At 72.1% G+C, this 15,035-nt stretch carries 14 protein-coding genes; 10 read left to right on the top strand and 4 right to left on the bottom strand.

Annotated elements, in window-relative coordinates:
• Positions 1 to 150 precede the first annotated feature (150 nt).
• Positions 151 to 978 carry a glycerophosphodiester phosphodiesterase gene (locus B1H29_RS19010; RefSeq protein ID WP_055422062.1) on the top strand — a complete coding sequence of 276 codons (828 nt, stop codon included), beginning with the start codon at positions 151 to 153 and terminating at the stop codon, positions 976 to 978.
• 244 nt (positions 979 to 1,222) lie between these two features.
• Here B1H29_RS19010 and B1H29_RS39870 read toward each other — a convergent pair whose 3' ends face one another.
• Positions 1,223 to 1,348 (bottom strand): hypothetical protein, encoded by a 126-nt coding sequence (locus B1H29_RS39870; RefSeq protein WP_267892016.1) that lies wholly within the window; start codon positions 1,346 to 1,348, stop codon positions 1,223 to 1,225.
• Here B1H29_RS39870 and B1H29_RS19005 point away from each other — a divergent pair.
• Entirely contained in the window at positions 1,305 to 1,856 is a 552-nt protein-coding gene (locus B1H29_RS19005) for an ATP-binding protein (RefSeq protein ID WP_234393204.1), read from the top strand. The genes B1H29_RS39870 and B1H29_RS19005 overlap by 44 nt on opposite strands.
• A gap of 462 nt (positions 1,857 to 2,318) precedes the next feature.
• Complete coding sequence (locus B1H29_RS19000) at positions 2,319 to 3,308, top strand: DUF5926 family protein (RefSeq protein ID WP_055422064.1); 990 nt, start codon at positions 2,319 to 2,321, stop codon at positions 3,306 to 3,308.
• 243 nt (positions 3,309 to 3,551) lie between these two features.
• Here B1H29_RS19000 and B1H29_RS18995 read toward each other — a convergent pair whose 3' ends face one another.
• The gene (locus tag B1H29_RS18995; RefSeq protein ID WP_324611058.1) at positions 3,552 to 4,358 is read right to left on the bottom strand and encodes a hypothetical protein; all 807 of its coding nucleotides are present in this window, start codon (positions 4,356 to 4,358) and stop codon (positions 3,552 to 3,554) included.
• Between the two features lie 55 nt (positions 4,359 to 4,413).
• Positions 4,414 to 5,079, bottom strand: a complete 666-nt coding sequence (locus B1H29_RS18990) for a bifunctional DNA primase/polymerase (protein ID WP_055422065.1) — start codon at positions 5,077 to 5,079, stop codon at positions 4,414 to 4,416.
• A gap of 679 nt (positions 5,080 to 5,758) precedes the next feature.
• Here B1H29_RS18990 and B1H29_RS18985 point away from each other — a divergent pair.
• Entirely contained in the window at positions 5,759 to 7,195 is a 1,437-nt protein-coding gene (locus tag B1H29_RS18985; protein ID WP_055422066.1) for a PP2C family protein-serine/threonine phosphatase, read from the top strand.
• Between the two features lie 132 nt (positions 7,196 to 7,327).
• Positions 7,328 to 8,821: an aminopeptidase P family protein gene (locus B1H29_RS18980; protein ID WP_055422179.1), complete on the top strand. Its 1,494-nt coding sequence runs from the start codon at positions 7,328 to 7,330 to the stop codon at positions 8,819 to 8,821.
• A 280-nt stretch (positions 8,822 to 9,101) separates the two neighbouring features.
• On the opposite strand, the gene B1H29_RS18975 is transcribed toward B1H29_RS18980, so the two are convergent.
• Complete coding sequence (locus B1H29_RS18975) at positions 9,102 to 9,566, bottom strand: ATP-binding protein (protein ID WP_055422067.1); 465 nt, start codon at positions 9,564 to 9,566, stop codon at positions 9,102 to 9,104.
• 313 nt (positions 9,567 to 9,879) lie between these two features.
• Between B1H29_RS18975 and B1H29_RS18965 the strand changes: the two genes are divergently transcribed.
• From B1H29_RS18965 to B1H29_RS18945, 5 genes are all read left to right on the top strand, one after another.
• Positions 9,880 to 10,728 (top strand): hypothetical protein, encoded by an 849-nt coding sequence (locus B1H29_RS18965; protein ID WP_055422068.1) that lies wholly within the window; start codon positions 9,880 to 9,882, stop codon positions 10,726 to 10,728.
• A gap of 146 nt (positions 10,729 to 10,874) precedes the next feature.
• Entirely contained in the window at positions 10,875 to 11,639 is a 765-nt protein-coding gene (locus B1H29_RS18960) for a YcnI family copper-binding membrane protein (protein WP_055422069.1), read from the top strand.
• Positions 11,640 to 11,766: 127 nt separating this feature from the next.
• Positions 11,767 to 12,423 carry an SCO family protein gene (locus B1H29_RS18955; protein WP_055422070.1) on the top strand — a complete coding sequence of 219 codons (657 nt, stop codon included), beginning with the start codon at positions 11,767 to 11,769 and terminating at the stop codon, positions 12,421 to 12,423.
• Positions 12,420 to 12,893, top strand: a complete 474-nt coding sequence (locus B1H29_RS18950; protein ID WP_055422071.1) for a copper chaperone PCu(A)C — start codon at positions 12,420 to 12,422, stop codon at positions 12,891 to 12,893. The genes B1H29_RS18955 and B1H29_RS18950 overlap by 4 nt, the downstream gene beginning before the upstream one ends.
• Before the next feature lie 13 nt (positions 12,894 to 12,906).
• On the top strand, positions 12,907 to 15,033 hold the full coding sequence (locus tag B1H29_RS18945; RefSeq protein WP_055422072.1) for a copper resistance CopC/CopD family protein: 2,127 nt from the start codon (positions 12,907 to 12,909) through the stop codon (positions 15,031 to 15,033).
• Positions 15,034 to 15,035 lie beyond the last annotated feature (2 nt).

The following is a 15,035-nucleotide window of genomic DNA, read 5'->3' as shown; positions in this document are numbered from 1 at the left end:
ATGCCATCAGCTTTTCCCACGGGCCGTCAGAGCACCATAAGCGGTTGCTGTGGGTCCACGGTCGGCCCTTATATGGGTTATCCAAGACTAAACGGACGCTCGGCCAATGACTCCGATGGCACGTCTACCCGCCCGTGGCACCATGACGCGGTGACCCACGCACGACAGCACCGGATCCAGGTCGTCGCCCACCGGGGAGCCTCCGAGGAGGCACCCGAACACACCCTGGCCGCGTACCGGAAGGCTATCGAGGACGGGGCGGACGCCCTCGAGTGCGATGTGCGCCTGACCGCCGACGGCCATCTCGTCTGTGTCCACGACTGGCGTGTCAACCGTACGTCCAACGGCCGCGGCGCGGTGTCGGCGCTGGAGCTGGCCGATCTGGCCGCGCTCGACTTCGGCGCCCGCAGAACGCGGGAGTTCTGGCGGACCCGCGACGAGCAGCCCGACTGGGAGCACCGGCCCGAGGACCGGGAGGAGACCTCCGTACTGACCCTGGAGCGGCTGCTCCAGTTGGTGTCCGACGCGGGGCGGCGGGTGGAACTGGCCATCGAGACCAAGCACCCCACGCGGTGGGCGGGACAGGTGGAGGAGCGGCTGCTGATACTCCTGAAGCGGTTCGGACTCGACGCCCCGGCCTCGACCGCCGAGTCCCCGGTGCGCGTGATGAGTTTCTCGGCCCGCTCGCTGCACCGGGTGCGGGCCGCGTCGCCGACCCTGCCGACCGTCTATCTGATGCAGTTCGTCTCGCCCCGGCTGCGGGACGGCCGGCTGCCCGCGGGTGTCCGGATCGCCGGTCCCTCGATCCGGATCGTACGGAACCACCCCGCCTACATCGAGCGCCTGAAGCGGGCCGGTCACCAGGTGCACGTGTGGACCGTGAACGAGGCCGAGGACGTGGACCTCTGCGCCGAACTGGGCGTCGACGCCATCATCACCAACCGACCCCGCGCGGTGCTGGACCACCTGGGCCGCTGATCCGTCCGTGGTTCATGCGTGGCTCGTCCGTGGTTCATGCGTGGCTCGTCCGTGGTTCATGCGTGGCTCGTCCGTGGTTCATGCGTGGCTCGTCCGTGATCCACCCGTGAACCCTCGTCCGCACACTTGACCCGGCGGCCCGTCTACCGCATTCTCCAGTCTCGGCCACACCGACGAAATCCAGCCATGCTGTTACGGGGAGTGCTCCGGCGCGTTCGGTACGTGTTCGACCGTGTCGAATGCGTCACTGGGCGGCGACCGGCCGGTTTCCGGTCCAGGCCAGAGGGGCATCCACACGGTGGCGTGGGGCGAAGGAGGTCTCGGGGGTGGCGTTGGTGGTGGCACAGGAAGTGCCCACGTCGTCGAGCATGGCCGTTCCCCATGGCCCTGCGGGCGTGGGGAAAGCAAGGCACCGGATGCGGGAGCAGTTGCGCAGCGGGGGTGTCGCGGAATCGGTCATCGACGACGCCGTACTGGTTCTTTCCGAGCTCTTGAGCAACGCGTGCAAACACGGCCGTCCGCTGGGCGACGCCCTGGCCGGGGACGGCGATGTACGCGCCGCGTGGCAGGTGGACGCGGGCGGCAGGCTCGTCGTGGAGGTCACGGACGGCGGCGGACCGACCCGTCCGGCACCGGCGACCCCTTCGGTCACGGCACACGGCGGCCGCGGGCTGAACATCATCACCGCTCTCGCCGACGACTGGGGCGTACGGGACGACGCGCGCGGCGAGGTCACGGTGTGGGTCGTCGTCCACGACGACGTGCACGACCCGGACGCCGGGCACCGGCGCGACGACTTCGCCACCCGGATCACGGCACCGGCGGTGTCGGAGATCCCCGGCCTGGACTTCGCGGAGGCTCTCGAGGACCTCGGCTGACCGGACGGGCCCGCGCACGCTGCCTCGGCGGCACGCCCACGCCGCATCGGGGGCCCGGGCGCGCTGAGCCGACAGGCCGGGGCGCGGTGACCCGGCAGAGCCGCGCGAGCCGAGCCGACCCGGCGATCCCCTGCGCGCTGAGCCAGCAGGTCTCGCGAGCCGACCGAGCCGGCCAAGCAGACCGAGCAGACCGAGCAGACCAAGCACGGTGGCCCGCAGGCCCGGCGCGCTGACCCAGCGGGCCCGCGCGAGCCGACCCGTGGCCCGCACAGGGAAGCCAAAGGGAAAGCGGCAGGGGAAAACAGGAGGGGAATGCGGGAGGGGAAAGCGGCGGGGAAGCCGCACGGAGCCCCGTGCGAGTTGTCCACCGCAGGTCCGTTGTCCACAGGTTCCCGGCGGCCGGGGTGTGAACGGCTAGGCTCGCGCCCGTACTAGATGAGCCGCAACCGGGAGACACCCACGATGGCCAAGAAGCGACCCCAGACGAAGGCCAAGCGCCCGCAGCCCGTCGGCGGTGCCCGCGCCGCAGGCGCTGACGGCAACTTCCCGGTCGTCGGTGCCCGCGAGCCCTGCCCCTGTGGCAGCGGCCGCCGCTACAAGGCGTGCCACGGCCGGGCCGCCGCCCAGGCCACTACCGAGCTGGTGCAGCGCCCGTTCGAGGGACTTCCCGGCGAGTGCGACTGGGTGGCCCTGCGTGAGCTGGTGCCGGCGGCCACGGTCGGGCTGACCCTGAAGGACGGCCTGCCCGACGGCGTTCCCTCCGTCACCCTGGCCACGGTGCTGCCGATGGCCTGGCCGGCCCTGCGCCGCGACGACGGCTCGGTCCTGCTCGGCCTGCAGAATGACACGGCGTCGGGTGACATCAGCCGCGACCTCGCCGACACCCTCCAGCGCGCGCTGACCGCCGAAGCGGGTACGCCGGTGCAGGGCCGCCGCGCGCCGGCCGACGGTCCGCGGCTGCAGGACCTGCTCGACCCCGAGGGAGCGTTCGAGCCGGCCGTCCACGCTGGCTTCGAGTTCTGGGTTCCGGACCCGGAGAACGCCACGCCGGAGGTGACCGCGTCCCTGGAGCGGGCCAACGCCGCGGCCATCCCGACCGTCCGGCTCCAGAGCGTGGACTCCGCCTACTGGTGCGAGACGCCGGAGAAGAACCACCTGCGCTGGGTCATGCCGCACGAGGAGGAGCGGCTTCTGGACGCTCTTGCCCGGCTGCACGCCGCGGGCCGGTCGTCCCTCGGCGAGGGCACCCGTCTCGTCGGCTCCTTCCGCGCCCACGGGCTCACCGTTCCGGTGTGGGACCTGCCGAGCGAGGTCACCGCTCAGGACGTCGAGAAGCCGGCAGCCGAGTTCGCCGAGCGCCTCGCCGAGGCCCTGACCACGGACACCCCGCTCACCCACGACGAACGCCGGGCACGCGGCGGTCTGACCAACCGACAGGTCACCCTCAGCTAGCGCACAGCCTGGGAGCGGGCCCGGCTGACCGACCGGTCAGCCGGAGCTCCGGTCCGGGGCGGCGTGACTCCAGTCACAACTCCCGCGGAAGACAGGCCAGTCGGTGACCGGAAAACAAGAGATCGAATTTGCTAACCGCCGATCTCTTGTTACCGTTCGAGTAGCCCGGTTGCTGGTGCATCCCCCGTCGCCAGCAACCGGGTCTTTCCATACCTCCGGTCGCGCACCCACCGCGTTCGCTCGTCAACTCCCCGTTAACCCAGGCGAGTTGTCCCCGTTGCCGACGCGTCCAGCGCCACCGTCGCCGCCACCGCGCCTGCCGCCCACGTCGCTGCGGCCGGCCTCGTCGTCCTTGTCACCCTGGCCGGTCCCGTCACCCCCGTCACCCCTGTCGTTCCGGTTGCTGCCGCTACGCAGCACCAGCGGCCCGTACCCGGCCCGGACCGCGAACTCCGCGACCGCGGTGTACGCCGCCGGCCCGCCCCGGGTGCGCTCCCTGGGCGTCTCGCAGGTGCCCGGCGCGTCCTCGGCACCCACGGCGCAGCGCGTCCGCACGCTGCGGCCGTCGGGCCCCATCAGGCTCAGGACGGATTCGAGCGGGTCTCCGCTCGCGTTGCGGTAGTAGGTCCGCGCCCAGGTCTCCGCACCCTGCGTCACGACGCAGGTCTGCGCCTCGACGCCTTCGGGCGAGGTGAGTTCGGGGCCGCAGCGCACGGCGGTGGCCGGGCCGGGGGGCAGCGGTGAACGGGATGCCGCTTCCGGGGTACGGCCGGCGCCTTCGGACGCCTTTCCGTCCCCGCCCTGCGAGAGGAGACGTCCGGCCGGAGGTTTCTCGTCATCCCCGCCGCCCGGGGGCCCCGCGGACGCCACGGCGAACGGCAGCACGACCGCGCACACCACGACGCCGGCGAGCCCGTACAGCCGGAACCGCCGACGGTCCGGCCCGACGGCTCGGTCCGGCCCGACGGCTCGGCGCGACCTGGCGGCACGGTGCTGCCTGGCGGCGCGGTGCTGCCCGGCGGCGCGGTGCTCCCCAGCATGAAGCGGCATGGGGCGGACGATAACGACACGGGCGGGCGCCGACTTCCGCGCGCGCCGCAGACCCCTAGAACTCGGGCGCGCTCACACCCGTACGAGTGAGGGCGTCGACCACCGCGTCCACCACGGCCTCCACGTCGGGCACCCAGGGCGAGGCGGAGCCGGGCAGCGGCGCCCGCTCCCAGCGGACGGCGCCCCCGCCGGTCTCGGACGGGGGCAGCGCGAGATAGCCGCCCTCGCCGTGGAAGCGCAGGGAGCCGGGGACGAAGTCCTTGGCATAGAGCAGTTCACCCAGTTGCTCCATCGAGTACGGCCTGACCAGCAACGACCAACGGGTGGGCGAGGCGATGACCGGGCCGAGCCGCAGCCCCGCGCGGTCGAGCGCGGCGAGGGCGTGGGCGGCCGGCAGGGCGGGCAGGGAGACGGCGCACGGGGCGCTGCCCCCGGTGGCCAGGACGATCGGCGCGGTGGGCCGGTTGGTCCACCACCAGCGGACCATGCGCCCGTCGGTGGTGGCGGCGAGGAGGCCGGGGTCGAAGGGGTGCGCACCGGGCACCGTGCACTCGGGGTCGGGGCAGGCGCAGCGCGACCGCGACCGCGGGTCCGCCGCCACGCCCGGGAGTACAGGCCACTGCCATTGCGTCGCGTACGTCAGAGCCGCACCGATCAGCTCAGGCCGCTCGTCGTCGTGCTGGGACAAGAGCCTGCGTCGCCTTCCGAGGATCTCGCGCATGAGCGCTCGTTCCTTTCCGTTGCACGCCTGGCAACACCGTGGTCACATCACACCATGTGTCGATCTCTTCGCTGTGCGTAGCTGGTGGCGCATCACACCCCGCCGGGAGACATCCCGGCTCGGACACCTCCGTTGGGAGGCGTCACCGCCGAGGACATCACCGCCAAGGGCAAGGGGAACCCCTGTGGGTCGAACACTGACTGCGTCCGCGGCGGTTCCGTCCACACTGCGTCTGACAAAAGCATGGGCGTGGCGCGGGGTGGCGAAGTCTGGCGTTTTGCCGTCCCGCGTATTTCTGTCCGCCTCCGCCACGGGAGGATGGGGCACGGTCGTCGGTGGATAGGACGCCCGGGTCCACCGCCAGGTTCCGGGCGGTCCCCAACCACCCCTGGCCTTCTCCGAGTACGTACCCATCACGACCGCTGTGACGCTCCGTGAAGCACCCCCAGTCGACCGCAACAAGGCGTCCTCTAGGGCAGTTTCAAGCCAAATTCGTATTTCCGCAAGAGGCCGGGGAGGAGGTCACTCAGACCTCATGGACACCAGGAATCCCAGCAGGACAATGCTGGACATCTCCTTACGAGTGCGTGTACATGTGGAGACACTGCTAGCGGCGCAGAATGACATGGGGGTTTGCGATGCTTTTGAGCAGTAAGCGCCGGTCGGAAGGCCGGACACCATGAACGCCCCGCACCCTGCGAAAGTGGCCGGAATCGATGCAACGGTTCCGTCCCCCGCACACACTGTCGCGTCCACGGCCCCGGGTACCTCCCCGGTCACCGCGCCAAACACCACGGACACCTCAGAGGTCACGGATGCCTCGGCAGCCCCTTGTGCCGCCCCCGGTGCCCTGCTCCAGGACCGGCTGGCCGGCTGGGTTTCGGACCTCACGACGCTGCACGAACTGACCGAGCGCCTGGTCCGTACGGACTCCCTTTCCGAGGGCCTCCAGGAGGTATTGCGCGCGGGAGCCGCCCTGGTGGGCGCCCGACGCGGTCTCATCGTCCTGGAACCGGCCGGCGGACTCGGCCCGGACACCACCGTCGGCCTCGGCCTGGCCCGCGCCGACCTCGGCCACATCGAAACCGTCCCCCGAAGCGCCCTGGCCTACGGGCGGATCCTGGACGGACTGCCGGTCGGTGAGAACGGGATCGCCGAGCCCGACCTGTTCGCCGAGCAGGGCCTCGACCCCCGCCACCGGGAGGTCGCCGCCCGCCTCGGTTACGCCGCCAGCTACGCGCTCCCGCTGTCCACCGAGGGCACCGGACGCCTGGGAGCCGCCGTATGGCTCTACGACGAACCCGCCGAGCCGGATGAGCGGCAACGCCATCTCGCCGGCCTCTACGCCCGGTACGCCGCCCAGCACCTGGTCCGCCTCGCGGAGATCGAGCGCACGCGCGCGTGCATGTCGACGATGTCCGAGGAGCTGCTCCCCTCACGCCTGCCGCGGGTGCCGGGCGTCCAGCTCGCCGCCCGGCACCGCACGGGTCCGCGCGGCGGCGGCGACTGGTACGACGCGCTGCCGCTGCCGGACGCGGCGCTCGGCCTCTCCGTCGGGTCCGTCACCGGGTCCGGACCCAGCGCCGTCGCCGCGATGGGGCGGATGCGCGCCTCCCTGCGGGCGTACGCCGTGATGGAGGGCGAGGACCCGGTCGCCGTCCTGTCCGACCTCGAGCTGCTGCTGCGCCTCACCGAGCCCGCCCGCTCGGCCACCGCCCTGTTCGCGTACTGCGAGCCCGCGCTGCGCCGGATCACGCTGGCCGGCGCCGGGCACAGCCCGCCGCTGCTGATCGGGGAGCGGCGTACGGAGTTCGTCGAGACCTCCGTCTCCGCACCGCTCGGCATGCTCGCCTGCTGGGAGGCGCCGAGCGTGGAGTTCCAGGCCGAACCCGGAGAGACGGTTCTGCTGTACACCGACGGACTGCTGCACCGCACCGGCGACCCGGCCGACCGGGCCTTCGCCCGGCTGCACGCGGCGGCGGCCGGGGTACCGCGGGCCGAACGCCGGGACCCGCACGCCGTCGCCGAGCACGTCCTGCGCACGGTGCTGCCCGACGGGAAGGCGGACGCGGGCTCCGAGGAGGACGTCGTACTGCTGGCCGTCCGGTTCGAATAACGGACGCTGACACCCGGTACGCCACGGATAACGGACGGTCGCGCCCGTGTGTAACAGGCCCTTCGGCCCTGTGCCCCCTTCCGTACGACCGTACGATGGGGGTGGTCCAGTGCCGTATCAAGGAGGATGACCGTGGCGGAGGAGCTCACCCCGGAGAACCCGGAGAACCCGGAGATCTCGGAGAACCCGGAGGCCCCGGAGGAGTCCGAGGAGCCGATCAAGCAGCGCAAGAACGGCCTGTACCCGGGCGTGTCCGACGAGCTGGCCGAGAACATGAAGTCCGGCTGGGCCGACACCGAGCTGCGCGACCCGGAGCCCATCGCCCAGGCCGCCGAGACCGCCGCCCGCCGTGCCGCGCTGTCCGCCCGCTTCCCCGGCGAGCGCCTGGTGGTCCCCGCGGGCAACCTGAAGACCCGCTCGAACGACACGGAGTACTCCTTCCGCGCCTCCGTCGAGTACGCCTACCTCACCGGCAACCAGACCGAGGACGGCGTCCTGGTCCTGGAGCCCAAGGGCGACGGCCACACCGCGACGATCTACCTCCTGCCCCGCTCCGACCGTGAGAACGGCGAGTTCTGGCTCGACGGCCAGGGCGAGCTGTGGGTCGGCCGCCGCCACTCCCTCACCGAGGCGGAGAAGCGGTACGGCATCCCCGCCTCCGACGTCCGCGAGCTGGCCGACAGCCTGCGCGAGGCCACCGGCCCGGTCCGCGTCGTGCGCGGCTACGACGCCGGCATCGAGGCGGCACTGACCGACAAGGTCACCGCCGAGCGCGACGAGGAACTGCGCGTGTTCCTCTCCGAAGCCCGCCTGGTCAAGGACGAGTTCGAGATCGGCGAGCTGCAGAAGGCCGTCGACTCCACCGTGCGCGGCTTCGAGGACGTCGTGAAGGTCCTCGACAAGGCCGAGGCGACCAGCGAGCGCTACATCGAGGGCACCTTCTTCCTCCGCGCGCGCGTGGAGGGCAACGACGTCGGCTACGGCTCCATCTGCGCCGCGGGACCGCATGCCTGCACCTTGCACTGGGTGCGCAACGACGGCCCGGTCCGCTCCGGCGACCTGCTGCTGCTCGACGCGGGCGTGGAGACGCACACGTACTACACGGCGGACGTCACGCGCACGCTGCCGATCAACGGCCGCTACAGCGAGCTGCAGAAGAAGATCTACGACGCGGTGTACGACGCCCAGGAGGCCGGCATCGCGGCGGTGCGGCCAGGTGCCAAGTACCGCGACTTCCACGACGCTTCCCAGCGCGTGCTGGCCGAGCGGCTCGTCGAGTGGGGCCTGGTCGAGGGCCCCGTCGAGCGGGTGCTGGAGCTGGGCCTGCAGCGCCGCTGGACGCTGCACGGCACCGGCCACATGCTCGGCATGGACGTCCACGACTGCGCGGCCGCGCGCGTGGAGTCGTACGTCGACGGCACGCTGGAGCCCGGCATGGTGCTCACCGTCGAGCCGGGCCTGTACTTCCAGGCCGACGACCTGACCGTGCCCGAGGAGTACCGGGGCATCGGCGTCCGCATCGAGGACGACATCCTCGTCACCGCGGACGGCAACCGGAACCTGTCCGCCGGGCTGCCGCGCCGGTCGGACGAGGTCGAGGAGTGGATGGCGGCGCTGAAGGGCTGACCTTCGACTCGATGGCCGGGTACCTCACGGGGCACCCGGCCATCGGTACCTCACGGGGCACCCGGTCTTCGGTACCTCCTGGGGCGCCCGGTCTTCGGTACCTCCTGGGGGGCCCACCCGGCCCGTCGCGGTGCGCCGTACGGGAGGGCCGTCCGACCCCGGCCGCGACCGCCGACGCCCCGGCGGCGTCCGGACCCGTACGGCGGCCGGGAGCGGCTGGGAACCGAACTGCCGTCAGGCCGCTACCAGCTCAACCCGCAGCAGCTCAACCCGCACCAGCTCAGACCGCCACCAGCGGCGTGCCCTCACGCCACTTGAGGATCTTGTCGAAGCTCACCACGGCGCCGGACCGGCCCGGCGTGCTGCCGATGTGGACGTGGTCGGCGAGCTCATGGATGAGACACAGGCCACGGCCGTCCTCGGCGTCGGCGGACACCGGTCTGGCCGCTCTCCCCGGTCGGCCGGGGGCGGCCGCGGGAAAGCCCGGGCCCGTGTCGGCGACCTCGATACGGCACCGCTCCCCGTCGAGGTAGGCCGTCACGCGGTAGGCCTCCGAGGGGCCGCCGGGCGCGTCGTCCCCTCCGTGCTCCACGGCGTTGGCGCAGGCCTCGCTCAGTGCGACGGATAGATCGAAGGAGATGTCGGGGTCGACGCCCGCGGTCTCCATGGTGCCGATCAGCAGGCGGCGGGCCAGTGGCACGCTCGCAGCCTCGCGCCGCAAATGGAGTGACCACCAGATGCTCATGCTCCAGCCTCCCGGCCGCGGCTCGACATACCGTTACGTATTGCCCCCCGTACCCGGGCGTAAGCACTGCGTCCGCGTGAGACGGCCCATATGGCGGATGCGTCCGTGCCGCCGATCGGTGTATGCGGGACGGCCTCCCACCGATAAGTGATCTTCCCTTGCCTTCCGGCTCCTTCTCTTCCCTTCCGGCTCCTTCCCTTCCCTTCCGCTCTCTTCCTTCCTCTTCCGTCCTCTTCCGTCCTCTTCCGGTCGTACGGCATCTTGTGGACCTGCCGTACGGCGCCGGGGGTGCCAGTGCGATGATGGGCCCGCCATGACTGCCCCCCACCCGCCTACGGCGCGCTCCGGGAACGACCTCCGGTTCCTGCGGGCCGCGGTGTTCGCCGCGGTCTGCGTCGTGCTGGCCGCGGCGGGGCACACCCTGGCCTCCTGCGCCAGTGTTCCGCTGTGGTCGCTGGGCGCGGGGTTCCTCGGGGCGGTCGTGGTCGCCGCGCCCCTCGCCGGGCGCCGGCGCTCGCTGCCCGGCATCGTGGTGCTGCTCGCCGTCGGACAGACCGCGCTGCACGCCCTGTTCGGACTGGGCCAGCACGGTGCCACCGCGGTCACGGCGTCCGGTACGGCCGTCGCGTCCACCGGCGGACCGGGCGCGCTGTCGGACGCGTCGCTGGTCCAGCAGGCCGCACGGCTGCTGTGCGGGACCACCGCGGCGGCGATCAGCCCGGCCCAGGCCCAGCGGATCCTCACCGACGCGCGGATCGCCCCGGACGTGCCCACCGGTACGGCGCACCACCCCGCCGACGCCCTGGCCACCGCCGGGTCCTCGGCCTCGCTGCTGCCGTCCCTGCCGATGCTGCTCGGCCACGTGCTCGCGGCCCTGGCAGCCGGCTGGCTGCTGCGGCGCGGGGACCTGGCCCTGGCCCGGCTCGTCGAACTGTCGGCGCACTCGACCCACTCGGTGGCCGAGGCCGCCTTCGTCCGCGCCCTGCGCGCGGCGCTCTCGCTGGTCCGCGCCCTGCACGCCGGGCTCGCCGGTGTCCCCGGAACGGGTCCGCGCCTGCCGCACACCGCCCGGCTCGAGCCGCCCCGGCCCCGCACCACCGCACTCCAGCACACGGTGATCAGGCGCGGCCCGCCGCGCGACGCGTTCGCCCTCGCCGCCTGACACGACGCGACCACCATCCCGCTTCGGCCCATGGGCCGCCGCCCGGAGGGGCCGCCGTCGTGCGGCACGCGCGCGTGCGCGCATCCCTCCCGTCACCCGTCACCGGCTCAGTACCGGTGACCCACTCGAAGCGGAGTGCTCCGTCCATGAAGGCTTCTCGTATCGCCGCCGCCGGCGCCGTCTCCGGCATCGCCGTCCTCGCCCTGTCCGCGCCCGCCTTCGCGCACGTCAGCGTGCAGCCGGAGGGCACGGCCGCCAAGGGCGGCTACGCGGTCGTCGACTTCAAGGTCCCCAACGAACGCGACAACGCCTCCACCACCAAGCTGGAGGTCAGCTTCCCCACCGACCACCCGCTGGCGTCCGTGATGCCGCAGCCCGTCCCCGGCTGGAAGGCGGACGTCACCAAGTCCAAGCCGGCCAAGCCCGTGGAGTCGCACGGCAAGCAGCTCACCGAGGTCGTCACCAAGGTGACCTGGACCGCCGACGGCAAGGGCATCGAGCCCGGCTACTTCCAGAAGTTCCCGGTCTCCGTCGGCGCGCTGCCCGAGGACGCCGACGAGCTGGTGTTCAAGGCCATCCAGACGTACGACAACAAGGAGGTCGTGCGCTGGATCGAGGTGCCGCAGGAGGGGCAGGAGGAGCCGGAGAACCCGGCACCCGTGCTGGAGCTGGCCGCCGCCGAGGGCGACGCCCACGGATCGTCGGGGGCGAAGGCCGGGGGCGACACCGAGGCGGCCGCGCAGAACACCGCCGCCGACACCGCCGCCTCGTCCGACTCCGACTCCGGCTCCGGTGACGGCAGCGACACCACCGCCCGTGTCCTCGGCGTCGTCGGCATCGTCGTCGGCGCCGCGGGCGTCGCGTACGGCGTGCTGGCCGGTCGCCGGCGCGACTCCGGTGCGGCGGCGTAACAACGCCCGCGCCGGTGCGGCGGCGTGACAACGCCGTCGCATCCTCTCGTCCGGTGCGCGCCGGGGCCTCGGTCGTTCCGACGGACCCCGGTGCCACCGGAGCACCTCACATCTGGGACATTTTTCTATGCGCAAGAAGACGTTCGCCGCGGCCGCACTGCTCGCCGCCGCCACTCTGACCCTGTCCGCCTGCGGCAGCGGCAGCGGCGCCGACAGCGACAGGCCCGTCACCGTGGTCTCCGAGGACAGCAGTCAGCAGGCCGCCACCGTCCTCGACAAGCCGTTCGAGAAGCCCGACCTGGTCCTCACCGACACCCAGGGCAAGAAGTACGACCTCCGCGAGCAGACCGCCGGCAAGCCCACCCTGGTCTACTTCGGCTACACCCACTGCCCCGACGTCTGCCCCCTGACCATGAACAACATCGCCGTGGCCAAGAAGCAGCTCTCCCAGGCCGAGCAGGACAAGCTGCGGATCGTGTTCGTCACCACCGACCCGGAGCGCGACACCCCGGCCGCGCTCGGCAAGTGGCTCAAGGGCATCGACCCGCAGATCGTCGGCCTGACCGGCGACTTCGACACCGTCCAGGCCGGCGCCCGCACCCTGGGCATCTCCATCGACCCGCCGACCAAGGACAAGAACGGCAAGATCGTGTCGACACACGGCACCCAGGTCATCGCCTTCTCACCGAAGTCCGACGCGGGCTACGTCCTCTACGGCGAGGATGCCACCGTCGAGGACTACACCAAGGACCTCCCCAAGCTCATCAAGGGGCAGAACCCGTGAGGGGCCGTCCCGCTCTCGTCGCCGTGACGGTGATCGGCGCGCTGGCCCTCGCGGGCTGCGGCGACTCGGACTCCGGCTCCCCGGCCTCCGGCGCCGAGCTCTCCGTCGCCGCCGCCTACATACCGCAGCCGGTCTCCGACTCGATGGCGGCGGGTTTCCTCACGATCACCAACAAGGGCGACGCCGAGGACGAGCTGACCTCCGTCTCCAGCGAGGCCGGTGACGTCACCGTGCACGAGACGGTCGACGGGACGATGAAGGAGGTCGAGCGCCTCCCGATCCCCGCCCACGGTCAACTCGTGTTCGAAAGCGGCGGCAACCACCTGATGTTCGAGAAGCTGAAGCAGCAGCCCAAGCAGGGTCAGACGGTCTCCGTCGAGCTGCATTTCGCCCACTCCGACCCCGTCACGGTCAAGCTGCCCGTGAAGGCGGCCACCTACCGGCCCGCCAATGGGCACTCCGGACATTGAGGGAGGGACCACCTTGACGCAGACCATCGCCCCGCGCGCCCGGACCCTGGTGCTGCTGCTCCTGGCCGCGGCCTGCGTGCTGCTCGCCGGCGCCGGTCCGGCCTCCGCGCACGCCGCGCTGACCGGCAGCGACCCCCGGGAGGGGGCGGTGGTCGACAAGGCTCCAGCCCAGGTGTCGCTCACCTTCTCCGAGTCGGTCTCCATGGACGACGACTCGCTGCGCGTCCTCGACCCCGAGGGCGAGCGCGTCGACGAGGGCAAGCCGTCCGGCACGGGCGGCACGACGTACACCGTGAAACTGCACGCGGGGCTGCCCGACGGCACGTACACGGTGACCTACCAGGTCGTCTCCGCCGACAGCCATCCCGTCGCCGGCGCCTACACCTTCTCGATCGGCGCCCCGTCCGAGACCTCCGTCTCCGTCTACGGCACGGAAGCGGGCGGCGGGGTCGTCGGCTGGCTGTACGGCCTCGGCCGGTACCTGTCGTACGCCGGGTTCACCGTGCTGGTGGGCGGCGCCGCCTTCGTCCTCGCCTGCTGGCCGCGCGGCTCCGGCGTCCGGGCCGTGCAGCGGCTCGTCGTCTCCGGATGGCTCACGCTGACCGCCGCGACGCTCGTGCTGCTCCTGCTGCGCGGCTCCTACACCCGCTCCGGTCAGTTCGGTGACGTCTTCGACCTGAACCTGCTCGGCGAGGCGCTGCAGACCAAGGCCGGCGCCGCGCTGGTCTCCCGGCTGCTGCTGCTCGCGGCGGCCGCGCTGTTCGTCGCCGTGCTCTTCGGCGCCTACGACAAGCGGGAGGACGAGGAGAAGCGGGACCTCACCTTCGGGCTCGCGGTCGGCGGGACGGTCGTGGCGGCCGGACTCGCGGCCACCTGGGCGATGTCCGAGCACGCCTCCGTCGGCCTCCAGGCCGGCCTCGCCATGCCCGTCGACGTCGTCCACCTGCTCGCCGTCGCCACCTGGCTGGGCGGTCTCACCACCCTGCTCGTCGCCCTGTACCGGGCCCCCGCGGACACACCGGTCGCCGCCTCCGCCGTACGGCGGTTCTCACGCGTCGCCTTCGGCAGCGTGGTCGCGCTGGTGGTGACCGGCACCTATCAGTCCTGGCGCCAGCTCGGCTCCTGGACGGCCTTCACCGACACCCGCTACGGACAGCTACTCCTCGCCAAGATCGGTCTCGTGGCGGTGCTGGTCGGCATCGCCTACCTCTCGCGACGGTGGACGGCGCAGCTAGCCGACGCGGTGCCCGCCATCACCCGTCAGCGGGAGAAGGAGCAGGTCGGGGCATCCGGCGGCCATACGTCCGAGCAGGCGACGGCCGCCGATGACCTGACGGCCACCGAAGACGTGACGGCCACCGATGACCTGACGGCCACCGAAAAGGTGACGGCAGCCGAGAAGACTTCCCAGACGGCGAAGGGCTCCGGAACGACGGAGGCTTCCGGGACGGCGAACGGTTCCGAAAAGGCGTCCGGGACGCCGAACAACCCGGACCGTGCCTCCGGTGCGGGGCACGGCCCCGACCGTGCCTCCGGTGCGGCGAACGGCTCCGGCGCTTCCCAGCGCGCCGCCCAGCTCGCCCGGCAGCGCGCGGCCGTGGACGCCGCCCGGCAGAAACGGCAACGGGACGCCGACCCCCACCGTTTCGGACTGCGCCGCTCCGTGCTCGCCGAGGCGGGCGTCGCCGTCCTGCTGCTCGCCGTCACCACCGTCCTGACCCAGACCGAGCCAGGCCGGACCGAGGAGGAGGCCGAGGCCGCCGGCTCCTCCTCCGCGTCCGCGTCCGCCCCCTCCGCCGGGGCGGTCACCCTGGACATGCCCTTCGACACCGGCAGCCAGAACGGCAAGGGCGTCGTACGGGTCGAGCTCGACCCCGCCCGGGTGGGCGCCAACGACATGCACCTCTACGTCGAGCGCCCGAACGGGAACGCCTTCGACATCCCCGAGGTGAAGGTCGCCTTCACCCAGGAGGCCAAGGACATCGGGCCACTGCCCGTCGTCCCCGACCACATCACCACCGGACACTGGTCGGCGAGTGGGGTGCAGATCCCCATGGCCGGCGACTGGGAGGTCGCCGTGACCGTACGCACCTCCGACATCGACCAGGTGACCGTTTCCAAGAACGCTCAGATCGGCTGAAT

The organism is Streptomyces pactum, assembly GCF_002005225.1.
GTDB classification, from domain to species: Bacteria; Actinomycetota; Actinomycetes; order Streptomycetales; family Streptomycetaceae; genus Streptomyces; species Streptomyces pactum_A.
Note: the sequence above shows the minus strand (reverse complement) of the source record. Positions and strands in the feature narration are given on the sequence as shown.